Annotated in this window: 11 protein-coding genes, 1 pseudogene and 1 riboswitch; of the genes and pseudogenes, 6 read left to right on the top strand and 6 right to left on the bottom strand. The window is 72.9% G+C overall.

The genetic code is table 11. The annotated features are described in order from the left end of the window. Positions 1-66: 66 nt before the first annotated feature. The 6 genes and pseudogenes from gcvH to gcvP all read left to right on the top strand — a co-directional run bounded on the left by gcvH (position 67) and on the right by gcvP (position 6,497). Positions 67-474 carry a glycine cleavage system protein GcvH gene (gcvH, locus tag AC3YO9_RS12245; RefSeq protein ID WP_127782773.1) on the top strand — a complete coding sequence of 136 codons (408 nt, stop codon included), beginning with the start codon at positions 67-69 and terminating at the stop codon, positions 472-474. Positions 475-627: 153 nt separating this feature from the next. Next, complete coding sequence (gene garA, locus AC3YO9_RS12240) at positions 628-1,116, top strand: glycogen accumulation regulator GarA (protein WP_241249820.1); 489 nt, start codon at positions 628-630, stop codon at positions 1,114-1,116. Next, positions 1,113-1,853, top strand: a complete 741-nt coding sequence (ftsR, locus tag AC3YO9_RS12235; protein WP_489983334.1) for a transcriptional regulator FtsR — start codon at positions 1,113-1,115, stop codon at positions 1,851-1,853. The genes garA and ftsR overlap by 4 nt, the downstream gene beginning before the upstream one ends. 157 nt (positions 1,854-2,010) lie before the next feature. Next, entirely contained in the window at positions 2,011-2,484 is a 474-nt protein-coding gene (locus AC3YO9_RS12230; protein ID WP_127782775.1) for a bifunctional nuclease family protein, read from the top strand. Between the two features lie 251 nt (positions 2,485-2,735). After that, positions 2,736-3,275, top strand: a pseudogene (locus AC3YO9_RS12225) (MerR family transcriptional regulator); the annotation flags it as partial. A 13-nt stretch (positions 3,276-3,288) separates the two neighbouring features. After that, positions 3,289-3,412, top strand: a riboswitch (glycine riboswitch). Between the two features lie 280 nt (positions 3,413-3,692). Next, the gene (gcvP, locus tag AC3YO9_RS12220; protein WP_489983478.1) at positions 3,693-6,497 is read left to right on the top strand and encodes an aminomethyl-transferring glycine dehydrogenase; all 2,805 of its coding nucleotides are present in this window, start codon (positions 3,693-3,695) and stop codon (positions 6,495-6,497) included. 73 nt (positions 6,498-6,570) lie between these two features. On the opposite strand, the gene AC3YO9_RS12215 is transcribed toward gcvP, so the two are convergent. The 6 genes from AC3YO9_RS12215 to guaB1 form a co-directional block, all read right to left on the bottom strand. Continuing rightward, complete coding sequence (locus tag AC3YO9_RS12215; RefSeq protein WP_489983333.1) at positions 6,571-8,322, bottom strand: substrate-binding domain-containing protein; 1,752 nt, start codon at positions 8,320-8,322, stop codon at positions 6,571-6,573. A 161-nt stretch (positions 8,323-8,483) separates the two neighbouring features. Continuing rightward, on the bottom strand, positions 8,484-9,380 hold the full coding sequence (locus AC3YO9_RS12210; RefSeq protein WP_489983332.1) for a 3-methyladenine DNA glycosylase: 897 nt from the start codon (positions 9,378-9,380) through the stop codon (positions 8,484-8,486). Between the two features lie 16 nt (positions 9,381-9,396). Next, the gene (locus AC3YO9_RS12205; RefSeq protein ID WP_127782778.1) at positions 9,397-10,464 is read right to left on the bottom strand and encodes a hemolysin family protein; all 1,068 of its coding nucleotides are present in this window, start codon (positions 10,462-10,464) and stop codon (positions 9,397-9,399) included. Next, positions 10,457-11,800, bottom strand: coding sequence for a hemolysin family protein (locus tag AC3YO9_RS12200; RefSeq protein ID WP_489983331.1), 1,344 nt, complete (start codon positions 11,798-11,800; stop codon positions 10,457-10,459). Before AC3YO9_RS12200 ends, AC3YO9_RS12205 begins: the two co-directional genes overlap by 8 nt. A 296-nt stretch (positions 11,801-12,096) precedes the next feature. Then, complete coding sequence (locus AC3YO9_RS12195; RefSeq protein ID WP_127782780.1) at positions 12,097-12,567, bottom strand: PPOX class F420-dependent oxidoreductase; 471 nt, start codon at positions 12,565-12,567, stop codon at positions 12,097-12,099. Positions 12,568-12,639: 72 nt separating this feature from the next. Beyond that, a complete protein-coding gene (gene guaB1 / locus AC3YO9_RS12190) occupies positions 12,640-14,076 on the bottom strand; it encodes a GMP reductase (protein WP_489983330.1) in 1,437 nt (478 codons plus the stop codon). Between the last annotated feature and the right edge of the window lie 24 nt (positions 14,077-14,100).

Here is a 14,100-nt window from a genome sequence, read left to right as displayed (position 1 = left end):
CCATCGGTGCGGGGTGCAGCCCAGGCCCGTCCGTCCCCGGTCCCCGGAAGCAGGAGTCGATCGCCAGTGTCCGATGAGCAGGTACCGACCGATCGTCGCTACACCGCCGAGCACGAGTGGGTGCTGCGCACCGGCGACACCACCGCCCGCGTCGGCATCACCGACTTCGCACAGGCCCAGCTGGGTGACGTGGTCTTCGTGCAGCTGCCCGACGTGGGCTCCGAGCACGCCGCCGGCACCGCGATCGGCGAGATCGAGTCCACCAAGAGCGTCTCCGACGTCTTCACCCCGCTGACCGGCACCGTCTCCGCGCGCAACGACGCGCTGGACGAGGACACCGCGGTGGTCAACACCGATCCCTACGGGGCCGGCTGGCTGGTGGACCTGGACGTGGCCACCGCCGCCGACCTGGACGAGGCGCTGGCCGCGATGCTGGACGCCGACGGCTACCGGGCGCTGACCTCCGGGGACTGAGCGCACCACGCTCGTCCCGCTCCCCAGGGAGGCGTCCAACCCGGACGCGCACCAGCGGAGCAGTCCCGGTGGTGGTGTCCACGGCAAGAGATCACGGTACGGTCAGTGCACGCTCCTCAGTCACTGGCGGGCCGCACACGAGAAGGAGAACAGGTGAGTCAGAGCAACGAGCCCGGCGAGCACGCGGCGGGATCGCCGGAAACCACCTCGGTGTTCCGCGCCGACTTCCTGGTCGAGATGGAGGGCGCGTCGGGCACCGGCTCGGCCGAGCCGTCGGTGGCCGGGCTCGACTCCCTGCCGGCCGGTTCCGCGTTGCTGGTGGTCAAGCGTGGCCCCAACGCCGGCTCTCGGTTCCTGCTCGACCAGCCGATGACCTCGGCCGGGCGCCACCCGGACAGCGACATCTTCCTCGACGACGTGACGGTCTCTCGCCGGCACGCCGAGTTCCGCCAGGACGGCAGCGACTTCGTGGTCGTCGACGTGGGCAGCCTGAACGGCACCTACGTCAACCGCGAGCCGGTGGACTCCGCGGTGCTGGCCAACGGCGACGAGGTGCAGATCGGCAAGTTCCGCCTGGTCTTCCTGGCCGGACCGCGCCACGCCGCAGACGCTGAGCAGTCAGCCGGCGCAGACGGACAGTGACCGCAGCCGGGCGCGCGCAGCGCGGGGGAGTGTCCATCGGAGTCGTCCTCGACGAGCTCCGGCCGGACTTCCCTGACGTCACCATCTCCAAGATCCGCTTCCTCGAGTCGGAGGGACTGGTCACCCCGCAGCGCACGCCGGCGGGGTACCGCCAGTTCTCGCGTGCCGACTGCGAGCGCCTGCGGTTCGTGCTCACTGCTCAGCGGGACCACTACCTGCCGCTGAAGGTGATCAAGGAGCAGCTCGACGCGATGGACAAGGGCATGGTGCCCGCGCACCCGCTGCGCTCCTCGCGCCCGCTGTCGCTGGCCGACGCCTCGGCCGGGGCCACCGACGCCCTGGTCCAGCGCGAGTCCGGCACGCACGAGGTGCGCATCACCCGTGAGGAGCTGCTGGCGCAGTCCGGCCTGGAGCCGGAGGTGCTGGACGAGCTGCAGCGTGGCGGCGTGCTGCGCACCGGGTCGGCCGGCTTCTACGACGCCGACTCCGTCGAGCTGGCCAAGGCCGCGCAGGCACTGGCTGCGCACGGCATCGAGCCGCGGCACCTGCGGGCCTTCCGGGCCTCGGCAGAGCGGGAGGCGGGACTGCTCGCGCAGGTCGCCGCCCCGGTGGCTCGCCAGCGTGACTCCGGGGCCAGCGCCCGCGCGGACGAGCTGGTTCGCGAGCTCACCTCGCTGTCGGTCACGGTGCACGCGATGTTGGTCAAGGTCGCCCTGCGCGACGCGCTGGGCCGTTAGCGCGCAAGACGTTTGGCGCTGTGGCCGATCAACGGACGGCCTCGGCCACGTGCGAGCGGCAAAGCCAAACCCGCCCGTGTAGCGTCAACACTGACGGTGAAACACGCTCCGGGCGTTGTCCCGCTGGAGCGAGAGAGTCAGTCGGAAGGCGGTCACGGTGGGTGAGATGCGGGTCGTCGGTATCCGGGTAGAGCTCCCGGCCAACCAGCCCATCCTGTTGCTGCGGGAGTCCGAGGGTGACCGCTACCTGCCCATCTGGATCGGTCAGGGCGAGGCTGCGGCCATCGCGCTCGAGCAGCAGGGGGTCAAGCCTGCGCGCCCCATGACCCACGACCTGATGAAGGACGTGATCGGCGCCCTGGGCCGCGAGCTGGAGCAGGTCCGGATCACCGACATCCAGGACGGCACCTACTTCGCCGAGCTGGTCTTCGACGGCGACCTGCACGTCTCGGCGCGACCGTCGGACTCGATCGCGCTGGCCCTGCGCAGCGGGGTGCCGATCCACGCCGACGAGGCCGTGCTCAGCGAGGCCGGCCTGCTCATCCCGGACGAGCAGGAGGACGAGGTGGAGAAGTTCAAGGAGTTCCTGGACTCGGTCTCCCCCGAGGACTTCGGCGCCGGCGACAGCTGAGCCCCTCCTGACAGGGCCGTCGGGTCTCGATTCGATCTCACCCTCAAGTCAAGGTTCACCCTGCCGCGCGTCGCGTTGACCCGGCTTTCGCCCACCCCTACCGTCAACGTGAATGACATCGGTGGGATTCACCCGCCGATGGACGTTGTCTGCTCTGGCCCGTTTCTCCGCGACGTGTCAGACTGGGCAAGCAAGTAGGGAGATTGTCCGTGGTAGATGGACCCGGCCTGATGGCCAGCGGTGGCGGGGACGGCCAGGACGGCCTGTTCCCTGACGACTCCCTGCCCGACGAGCTGGTCGGCTACCGCGTGCCCATCGCCTGCCAGATCGCCGGCATCACCTATCGCCAGCTGGACTACTGGGCCCGCACCTCCCTGGTGGTGCCCTCCATCCGCGGCGCGGCCGGCTCCGGCAGCCAGCGGTTGTACTCCTTCAAGGACATCCTGGTGCTCAAGGTGGTCAAGCGGCTGCTGGACACCGGGGTCTCCCTGCAGAACATCCGCGTCGCCGTCGACCACCTGCGTCGTCGTGGCGTGGCCGACCTGGCCAAGATCACGCTGTTCTCCGACGGCACCACCGTCTACGAGTGCACCTCCGCCGAGGAGGTCGTGGACCTGCTGCAGGGCGGTCAGGGCGTGTTCGGCATCGCCGTCAGCGGTGCGATGCGTGAGCTCAGCGGCACCATCGCCGACTTCCCCGCCGAGCGCGCCGACGGCGGCCAGGTGGAGTCCGCCCCCGAGGACGAGCTCGCCTCGCGCCGCAAGGATCGCGGCAGCCGCAAGACGGGCTAGACTTCCCCCGCGTCGACGTCGCGCGGGAGAGCTTCGGGTGCAGTGCCACGGCCACGGCCAACGGCTCGGCAACCCGGACGCCGAAGGAGCAGCACCTCCCCGTCAACCTCTCAGGCAGCCAGGACCGCGCGGGCTACGACGCCTCTGGAAAGCGGTGGTCAACCACCCGCCCACGGGGAAAGCCCGGCAGCGCTGCCGGGTGAATCTCTCAGGCGCCCCTGCGGGCACGACGACAGAGGGGGAGGGGTCCTGTGCTCGTGCTGCCCCTTGCCGGAGGTCCTCGTGAACCACTCGCTCGCCACCAACGGCGTCGCTGCCGTGCCACCCACCGCGGGGCTGGTTCCCCCGGCGCTGAGCCGGGCGGCGCGCACTTTCGCTGACCGTCACGTCGGCCCGGACGCCCCGTCGCTGGCCCGGATGCTCGAGGTCATCGGCGTGGAGTCCCTGGACGCCCTGGCCGCGGCCGCGGTGCCGGCCAGCATCCTGGAGCCCGCCGGCGCCGGCCTGCAGACCCTGCCCCCGGCGGCCTCGGAGCACGAGGCGCTGGCCGAGCTGGCCGAGCTGGCGCGACGCAACACGGTGACCACCTCGATGATCGGGCTGGGCTACCACGACACGCTCACCCCGCCGGTCATCCTGCGCAACGTGGTGGAGAACCCCGCCTGGTACACCGCGTACACGCCCTACCAGCCGGAGATCAGCCAGGGCCGGCTCGAGGCGCTGCTGAACTTCCAGACCATGGTCACCGACCTCACCGGCATGGAGCTGGCCAACTCCTCCATGCTGGACGAGGCCACCGCGGCCGCCGAGGCGATGACCCTGCTGCGTCGCGCGGGCAAGTCCCGCTCCCCGCGGTTCGTGGTGGACGCCGACGTGCTGCCACAGACCAAGGCGGTGCTGGCCACCCGCGCCGAGCCGCTGGGCATCGAGCTGGTCGAGGTGGACGCCGCCACCGCCGGGCTGCCGGACGGGGAGTTCTTCGGCGTGCTGCTGCAGCTGCCGGGTGCCTCCGGCCGGGTGCTCGACCACACCCCCCTGATCACCGCCGCGCACGAGCGGGGCGCGCTGGTGGCCGTGGCCGCCGACCTGCTGGCGCTGACCCTGCTCACCCCGCCCGGGGAGCAGGGGGCCGACGCCTGCCTGGGCACCAGCCAGCGCTTCGGCGTGCCGATGGGCTACGGCGGCCCGCACGCCGGCTACCTGGCCGTGCGCCAGGGGCTGGCCCGCCAGCTGCCCGGGCGCCTGGTCGGGGTGTCGCGCGACGCCGACGGAGCCTCGGCCTACCGGCTGGCGCTGCAGACGCGCGAGCAGCACATCCGTCGGGAGAAGGCCACCTCCAACATCTGCACCGCACAGGTGCTGCTGGCCGTGGTCGCCGCGATGTACGCCAGCTACCACGGTGCCGACGGGCTGCGGGCCATCGCCACCCGGGTGCACCGCTGCGCCACGGTGCTGGCCCAGGGCCTGCGCGCCGGCGGGGTGACCGTGGTGCACGAGGCGTTCTTCGACACCGTGCTGGCCCAGGTGCCCGGCACCGCCGACGCGGTGGTGGCCGCCGCCCGCACGGCCGGCATCACGCTGCGCCGGGTGGACGCCGACCACGTGGGCATCGCCTGTGACGAGGCCACCACCCCCCAGCACCTGGTCGCGGTGCTGCGCGCCTTCGGCGTGGACGCGCCCGACCTGGCCGGGCTGGACGCCGTCGCGGTGGACGCGCTGCCCGCCGGGCTGCTGCGCACCAGCGAGTACCTCACCCACCCGGCGTTCACCAGCTACCACTCCGAGACGGCGATGCTGCGCTACCTGCGCGAGCTCTCCGACAAGGACGTGGCCCTGGACCGCAGCATGATCCCGCTGGGCAGCTGCACCATGAAGCTCAACGCCACCGCGGAGATGGAGCCGATCACCTGGCCGGAGTTCTCCCGCCTGCACCCCTTCGCGCCGCAGTCCGACGCGGCGGGGCTGCTGGAGATCGTCCGCCAGCTGGAGCAGTGGCTGGTGGACATCACCGGCTACGACGCCGTCAGCCTGCAGCCCAACGCGGGCAGCCAGGGTGAGTACGCCGGCCTGCTGGCCATCCGGGCCTATCACCACAGCCGCGGCGAGACGCAGCGCGACGTCTGCCTGATCCCGTCCTCGGCGCACGGCACCAACGCCGCCTCGGCGGTGATGGCCGGCATGCGCGTGGTGGTGGTGGCCTGCAGCGCCGACGGCGACGTGGACCTGGCCGACCTGCGCGCCAAGGCTGAGCAGCACGCGGAGAACCTGGCCGCGATCATGGTCACCTACCCCTCCACCCACGGCGTCTACGAGCACGCCATCCGGGAGATCTGCGCGGTGGTGCACGACCACGGCGGCCAGGTCTACGTGGACGGCGCCAACCTCAACGCGCTGGTGGGCCTGGCCCGACCCGGCCGCTTCGGCGCCGACGTCAGCCACCTGAACCTGCACAAGACCTTCTGCATCCCGCACGGTGGCGGTGGCCCGGGCGTCGGCCCCGTCGGGGTGCGCGCACACCTGACGCCCTTCCTGCCCGGCCACCCGGACGCTCCTGGCCTGGGCTCCGGGGCGGCGATCTCCGCCGCACCCTGGGGCTCGGCGTCGATCCTGCCGATCTCCTGGGCGTACATCCGGATGATGGGCGCGGACGGCCTGCGGCGCGCCACGCTGACCGCCGTGGCGGCCGCCAACTACGTGGCCCGGCGCCTGGACGAGCACTTCCCGGTGCTCTACACCGGTGAGCACGCGATGGTGGCCCACGAGTGCATCCTGGACCTGCGTCCCCTCACCAAGGCGACCGGCGTGACCGTGGACGACGTGGCAAAGCGCTTGGCCGACTACGGCTTCCACGCGCCCACCATGAGCTTCCCGGTGGCCGGCACGCTGATGGTGGAGCCCACCGAGAGCGAGAACCTGGACGAGATCGACCAGTTCTGCGACACCATGATCGCCATCCGCAGGGAGATCGACCGGGTGGGCTCGGGCGAGTGGCCGGTGGACGACAACCCGCTGCGCGGCGCCCCGCACACCGCGCAGTGCCTGGTGGGGGAGTGGGAGCACCCCTACGACCGGGCCACCGCGGTGTTCCCGGCCCAGCAGCTCGCCGGCGCCGGGGCGCGTCCGCGGCCCAAGGTGTGGCCGCCGGTGCGGCGCATCGACGGGGCCTACGGCGACCGGAACCTGGTCTGCTCCTGCCCGCCGATCTCTGCGTTCAGCAGCTAGGGCACGAGCGTTCAGCAGCTAGCGGCCGAGCGCTCAGCCGGCTCCTGCGGCCGGTCGCGGTGAGCGTGGCCGGTCAGCCCATCAGCGGGGCGAGGGCGCCCGGCAGCTCGGCTGCGGACGAGCGGACCACGGTGCCGCCGGTGCGCGCGGTGATCTCGGTGAGCGCGGCCAGGTCGGGGTTGTCGCCGACGGCCACGACGTCGATGCGCACCGGCCGGGCGGGGTCCTTGGCGGCGTCGATCTTGGCGAGCAGCTGGCGCAGGGTGGCGCGCCCGTCGTCGCGGCCACCGGTGACCACCAGCAGGGAGGTGGCCTGCTCCGGGACGTGGGCCCGCACCGCTGCCTGGTAGGCGTCACCGACGGAGAAGTACAGCGAGGTGCTGGTGCGGGGACTCAGCGCGCCGAGGGTGCCGTCGAGCTGGCGCCGCAGCTCGCTGTCCGGGGCGCCGAGCGTGCCGATGGGCACGTCCACCCGGTAGGGGGCTCCCCGGTCTAGGTTGCCGGAGAAGGTCCACAACGAGAGCCGGCTGGTCTCCGGCAGCTGGCCGATCCGCCCGCGCAGTGCCTCGGTGACCGCGGTCAGCCGGGTGCGGTCGCCCTCCCTGGCCGCCATGGTGCGAGAGATGTCCAGCAGCACGGTGGTCGCTGCCGCGGGTGTGGTGGCGGCGGGTGCGGCGGCCGGGGCGACCGGCGGGGAGGCCGGTGCGGGGGTGGCGAGCAGCGTGCGCAGCGCGGTGCCGGTCGCGGCATCGGGCGCGGGCAGGGTGGTGGTCAGCGGGGCGAAGGACACCGCGTCGCTGCTGGGCGGCGTGGCGTCGCCGGCCCGGAAGCCGGCCGCGGCCAGGGTCTGCTGCTGCTCCGGCTGTCCGAGGTACTCGCCGAAGGCCTCGGCGGCCCGGCTCTGGGTCTCGTCCACCCAGGCGGCCTTCACCCCGACGTAGGGGTAGTCGGCCACCGGGGTGGCGCCGGCGAGGATGACACCGGCGAGCGCGGTGCTGCCGGGCTGCTGCGCGGCGGCGTAGATCTGCTGCTCGGTGGCGGGCACTGCCTGGTACGGACTGCCCGCCACGGAGCCGAGACCGCGGATCGTGGTGAGAGCAGTGGCGGTGCTGCCCGGCTGCGCACCCGCGGCGCGCAGCAGGCGCAGGGCCTCCTGTGCCTCGGGGCGGGCGAGGGTCTCGGTGGTCACCGCGGCGGTGCCGGTGGCGGCGGTGACCACGCCCTGCACGGCGAGCGCGGTGGCGGTGCTGCTGTCGTTGCCGGTGGGCAGGGCGATGGTGGTGGTGCCCCACTCGGGGTGGCCGTAGCCGGCCCAGCCCTGTGCGCCCTGCAGCCGGGGCAGGTCGGCCCAGCTCACGCCCGCGGTGGTCATGGCCTGCGCGGCCGGCTGCGGCACCGCCAGCAGCACCGGGCTGGTGGCCACGGAGCGGGACTTGCCCAGCAGTGCAGGCTTTGCCGCGGCGAGCTCGGCCGTCCAGGAGCTGTCCTTGGCCACCCACGCCGCCGGTGGTGGGCCCGACCGGGTGGCGTCCCACTCGCCCTGCAGACCGGCGAGCACCTCGTCGTCGGCCGCGGCGTGCACCTGCACCCGGACGCAGTGGTCGCGCACCACCTGGTTGCTGTCGGTGTAGCGGGTGGCCAGCTCGGTCAGCGCGGGGGTGACGGCCAGGTCGGCGGCGACGGTCAGCACCGTCTCACCACTGACGCAGGCGTCCTCGGCCGAGGCGCGCTGGTCGTCGATGCGGTCGCCGACCGACCTCCACCCGACCACACCGAGCACCAGCACCACGATCACGCCCAGGGCGATGATCGGGCCACGGCTCACGCTGCGTCGCTTGGAATTGTCGCGGTGGCGAGCCACGGAAGAGCCTCCTGCGGTTGGTGGGGGGTTCGGCACACCCTACTAACCACGTTGGGGCAGTTCAGGGCCGGTGCGCGAGGGGAGCACGCGCAACGTTCGGATGCGTTCGCGCGGTGGCGGACTGGTCAGGCGACTCGCTCACGGACGGTCAACAAGGCGTCACAGACCGCGATGAGACGATGACGCAGCGCGGTCGAGCGGTGTGCGAACTCCCGCTGCCGAGCGACGTACTGCGCCTTGCCCTCGGGGGTCTCCACCGGCACGGCGGACAGCCCGTAGGAGGACAGGTCGTAGGGCGAGGCCTGCATGTCCAGGGTGCGCACGTCCGCGGCCAGGGCGAAGCAGTCCAGCGCCAGCTCGCCGGGCACCGCGGGCCCCAGCTTGAGCACCCACCGGTGGCAGTCCATCGCCGCGTGCAGGCAGCCGGGCTGCTCGTGCTCCACCTGGGTGGCGCGGCTGAGCTGCACCTGGTTCAGCGGTACCGCCGCAGGGGTGAAGAAGCGGAACGCGTCGAAGTGGGTGCACCGCACGGGTGCGGACTCCACCACCGCGTCGGTGCCCGCCTGGCCCAGCCGCAGGGGCAGGGGGTGGCGGTGCTCGTCGCCGCGGTAGGTCATCGCCCACTCGTGCATGCCGAAGCAGCCGGTGAACGCCGGACGTGCCGCGGTGGCGCTGAGGATGCGGTGGATGAACCGCACCGCCTCGCCGCGGTCGGCCAGGTACGCGTCCACGTCGAGGGCGACCACTCCGTCGGCGTCGGTGGCGTACCAGCGCCACTGCGCCTGCGGCGGCTGCTGGTCGAGACCGGGTCGCAGCCCGGTTCCCGCGCCGGGGTGCCAGCGGCGCAGCAGCGTCGGCCGGGTGCCGTAGTAGTCGTAGAGGAAGTCCTCCACCACGTGCTTCTCACCGGCAGCGCGGCGGGCCCGGTGCCCGGCGGTCATGGCGTCAGCCCGCGCGGCGTGCCCCTCGGCCAGCGCGGTCCACCGCGCTGGCGGCAGCACGTGCAGCGGACCAGTGCTCACGGCCGGCGCCCGCTCGTCACGGCTCACCGCGGTGGGTGGCGTCGCGGACGGTGCCGATGAACTCCTCCACCAGGTCCTCCAGCGCCACCACCCCGATGGTGTTGCCGCCGGCGTCCACCGCCCGGCCCAGGTGGCTGGAGGCGCGGCGCAGACCGGCGAGCGCCTCGTCCAGCTCCTGGTTGGCCGGAATGGGCGGCAGCACCCGGATGCGCGAGCGCGGGATGACCGTCTCCGGCCCGGCGTCGTCGTCCATCACCGAGTCGAGCACGTCCTTGACGTGGAGGTAGCCGGAGAGGGTGCCGTCGGGGTTGCGCACCGGGTAGCGGGAGTAGCCGGTCTCGCTGACCGCCTGCTCCAGCGCACCCAGCAGCACGCCGCCCTTGGCCGTCGGCTCCAGGGTGCGCAGGTTCTCCAGCGGGATGAGCACCTCCGTGACGGTGCGCCCGGCGGTGGTGAGCGCCTGGTTCAGCCGGCGGTGCTCCTGGGCGTCCAGCAGCCCCTCCGACCGTGACTCGGCGATCATCCCGGCCAGCTCGCGGGTGGTGTAGGCAGTGTCCAGCTCGTCGGCGGCGTGCACCCCGAACGCGCGCAGCACCGCGTTGGCCATCCAGTTGTAGGCGGCGATCAGCGGGCCGGCCAGGCGCACCCACATGAGCATCACCGGCACCAGCAGCAGCGCGGCCTTCTCCGGCCCGGCGATGGCGATGTTCTTGGGGACCATCTCGCCGAGCAGGATGTGCAGCACCACCACCACGCTCAGGGCGATGGCGAAGCTGATGGCGTGCAGCACCGAGCTGGGAATCCCCAGCGGGTGCAGCGCCCCCTCCAGCACGTGGGCCACTGCCGGTTCCCCGACCCGGCCCAGGGCGATGGAGCAGATGGTGATGCCCAGCTGGGACCCGGCGAGCATGAGGGACAGCTGCTCGCTGGCCCGCATGACCAGGCGGGCGCGCGCGATGCCCTGGTCGGCGAGGGCCTCCAGGCGGTCGCGGCGGGAGCTGATCAGGGCGAACTCCGCGCCGACGAAGAAGGCGTTGAGGGCCAGCAGCAGGACGGCGAGCAGGATGGCGGCGTAGTCAGGCATTCTCGCTCCGCTCGATGTCGCTGTCGGTGCGGGCGGCCGACGGGCGGACCAGGTCGACCACGTCGACGCGCATCCCGTCCATCCGGCGCACCTCGACCTGCCAGCCGTCGACCCGCACCACGTCGCCCTCCTCGGGGATGCGGCCGAGCTCGGCGAGCACCAGGCCGCCGATCGTCTCGTACTCGCCCTCGGGTGGGTCGAAGTCGGTGGCCTCGGCCACCTCGTCGATGCGCAGCAGCCCGGAGAGCTCCCAGCCGCGCTCGGTGGCCTGCACGTCCCGCTCGGTGGGGTCGTGCTCGTCGCGCACGTCGCCGACGATCTCCTCGATGAGGTCCTCCATGGTGACCATGCCGGCCGTGCCGCCGTACTCGTCCACCACGAACGCGACCTGCATCCCGTCGCCGCGCAGGCGGTCCATCAGGGCGTCGCCGTCCAGGGTGGCGGGCACGGTGGCGACGCGGCGCACGATCCGCTCCAGCGGGGTGTCGTGGCGGCGGTCGTCGGGGATGGTGAAGGCCTGCTTGACGTGCACCACGCCGAGCGGGTCGTCCAGGTCCCCGTTGACCACCGGGAACCGGGAGTGCCCGGTCGCCCGAGCGGCGGCCAGCAGGTCGTCCACGGTGTCGTCGGCGTTCAGGGTGTCGATCCGCACGCGCGGGGTCATCAGCTCGTCGGCGTTGCGCTCGCCGAAGCGCAGCGAGCGGTCGAGCAGGTTCGCGGTGCCCGCGTTGAGCGAGCCGTGCCGGGCGGAGGTGCGCACCAGCGAGCCCAGCTCCTGCGGGGAGCGGGCCGAGCGCAGCTCGTCGGCGGGCTCCACGCCGAACATCCGCACCACCCGGTTGGCGGTGTCGTTGAGCAGGTTGATGACCCACTTGAACACCGCGGAGAAGCCGGCCTGCAGGCCGGCGGTGGCCCGGGCGACGGTGAGGGGCCGGTCGATGGCCAGGTTCTTGGGCACCAGCTCGCCGAAGACCATGGAGACCGAGGTGGCGATGAGCAGGGCCAGGGCCAGCGAGATGCCGTCGGCCAGCGGCTCGCCCGCACCCATGGCCGTGAGCGGCTTGGAGAACAGCCCGGCCAGCACCGGCTCGGCGATGTAGCCGGTGACCAGCGTGGTGATGGTGATGCCCAGCTGGGCCCCGGAGAGCTGGAAGGACAGGGTGCGGTGTGCGTGCTGCACCTGCTTGGCGCGGCGGTCGCCGTGGGAGGCGGCCGCGTCGTCCACGGTGCTGCGCTCCAGCGCGGTCAGGGAGAACTCGGCGGCGACGAACACCGCGGTTCCGGCGGTGAGCGCCAGGAAGCCGATGAGTCCGAGGATGGGGAGCAGGACGTTCATCGCGGGTCACCCGCGACGCGGTGGGCAGCCGGGGGTTGACCCGGCTCCGTACTCGCCCCCTCCGGGGAGGTGTCCGACGACTCGGAGGTGCCAGCCCCCTGGGCGGGGGTGACGGGAACAGCTGTGGCGGACACGACGGTGGTCGTGGGGACGCGGGTAGGCGCCGCAGGCACCGGGGTCCTTCCTCTCGAGGGTCCTGCCCCGGAAGCGAGACAGGAGGTCAGTTCATCGTAACGGGTGGACAGCGAGGTGCGCTCCGCCCAACAGGACGAATCCGGCACAGCCCAGGGAGCGGCTCAGCCCATCCGCTCGGCGACCTCGGGCGGGAAGCCGCCGGTGGCCACCGGGCTCCAGTCGGTGGGGACCACGCGGATCAGCGACTTTCCCTGGGTGGCCATCGCCTGCTTGTACTCCGCCCAGTCGGGGTGCTCGCCGGCGATGGAGCGGTAGTAGTCCACGAACGGCTCGGCCGCCTCGGGCATGTCGAGCACCTCGGCGGTGCCGTAGACCTGCACCCAGGGACCGTTGAAGTCGTCGGAGAGCACGCAGAGGCTGACCTGCGGGTCGCGGCGGGTGTTGGTGGTCTTGGCGCGCTGCGGGTAGGTGGAGATCACGATGCGTCCCTGCTCGTCCACCCCGCACGTCACCGGGGACAGCTGGGGGCGCCCGTCGGCCCGGGTGCAGGCGTAGATCGCCTTGTGCCGGGGGCGGAGGAACTCCAGCAGCTCTGCCCGGGAGACGACGTCAGCGGTCGCGATCTTGGCCATGACGCTCACGCTAGCGGCCGGCGCGGGCCGCTGCCGCGCGGAGGCGACAGCGGCCCGCGCGGCCGAGCGCGGTCACCAGCCGGCGGGCAGGGGACGGCCCTCGGCGAAGCCGGCGGCGGACTGCACGCCCAGCACCGCCCGCTCGTGCAGCTGCGCCAGGGTGCGCGCCCCGGCGTAGGTGCAGGTGCTGCGCACCCCGGCGGTGATGTGGTCGAGCAGGTCCTCCACCCCGGGGCGCTCGGGGTCCAGGCGCATCCGCGAGCTGGAGATGCCCTCCTCGAAGAGGCCCTTGCGGGCGCGGTCGAAGGCGCTGTCGGCGCTGGTGCGGGCAGCGACCGCCCGCTTGGACGCCATCCCGAAGCTCTCCTTGTACGCGCGGCCGGCCTCGTCGTGGTGCAGGTCGCCGGGGGACTCGTGGGTGCCGGCGAACCAGGAGCCGATCATGACGTTGGCGGCGCCGGCGGCGATGGCCAGCGCCACGTCGCGGGGGTGGCGGACACCGCCGTCCGCCCACACGTGTCCACCCCGCTCGGCGGCGGCGACCGCGCAGTCGGCGACGGCGGAGAACTGCGGCCGGCCCACCCCGGTCATCATCCGGGTGGTGCACATCGCGCCGGGTCCGACGCCGACCTTGACGATGTCCGCACCCGCCTCGATGAGGTCGACGGTGCCCTGGGCGGAGACCACGTTGCCCGCCACCAGCGGCACCCCCAGGTCGAGGGCCCGCACCGCGCGCAGGGCCTGCAGCATCTTCTCCTGGTGCCCGTGCGCGGTGTCCAGCACCAGCAGGTCGGCGCCGGCCTCCACCAGGGCGCGGCTCTTGGTGGCCACGTCGCCGTTGACGCCCACGGCCGCCGCCACCCGCAGCGCGCCGCGGGAGTCCAGGGCGGGGGAGTAGATGCCGGCCCGCAGGGCGCCGGTGCGGGTGAGGATGCCGGCGAGGGTTCCATCGTCGTGCACCAGCACGGCGAGGGTGGCGCCGTCGGCGTGCAGGGTGTCGAACACCTCGCGGGGGGTGGAGTCCACGCCCACGGTGACGAAGTCGGTGTCGGCGACGTCGGAGAGCCGGGCGAAGCGGTCCACCCCGGCGCACGCGGCCTCGGTGACCACGCCGACGGCCCGGCCGGCCTCCACCACGACCACCGCGCCGTGCGCACGCTTGGGCAGCAGGGCCAGGGCGTCGGAGACCGCGGCGTCGGGCGAGAGCACCACCGGGGTGTCGGCCACCAGGTGGCGGCTCTTGACGAAGCCGATGGTGTCGGCCACCGCCTCGGTGGGCACGTCCTGGGGCAGCACCACCAGACCGCCGCGGCGGGCCACCGTCTCGGCCATCCGCTTGCCGGCGACGGCCGTCATGTTGGCCACCACCACGGGGATGGTGGTCCCGGAGCCGTCCGTGGTGGCCAGGTCGACGTCGAAGCGCGACGCCACCTCGGTGTGGTTGGGCACCAGGAAGACGTCGTCGTAGGTCAGGTCGTAGGGCGGGGGCAGCTCGTGGAGGAATCGCACGTGGCGCAATGGTACTGGCTGGCC

The organism is Rhodococcus sp. Z6_132, assembly GCF_058133635.1.
The sequence above is the reverse complement of the archived record's forward strand: the minus strand, read 5'-3'. Positions and strand labels throughout refer to the sequence as shown.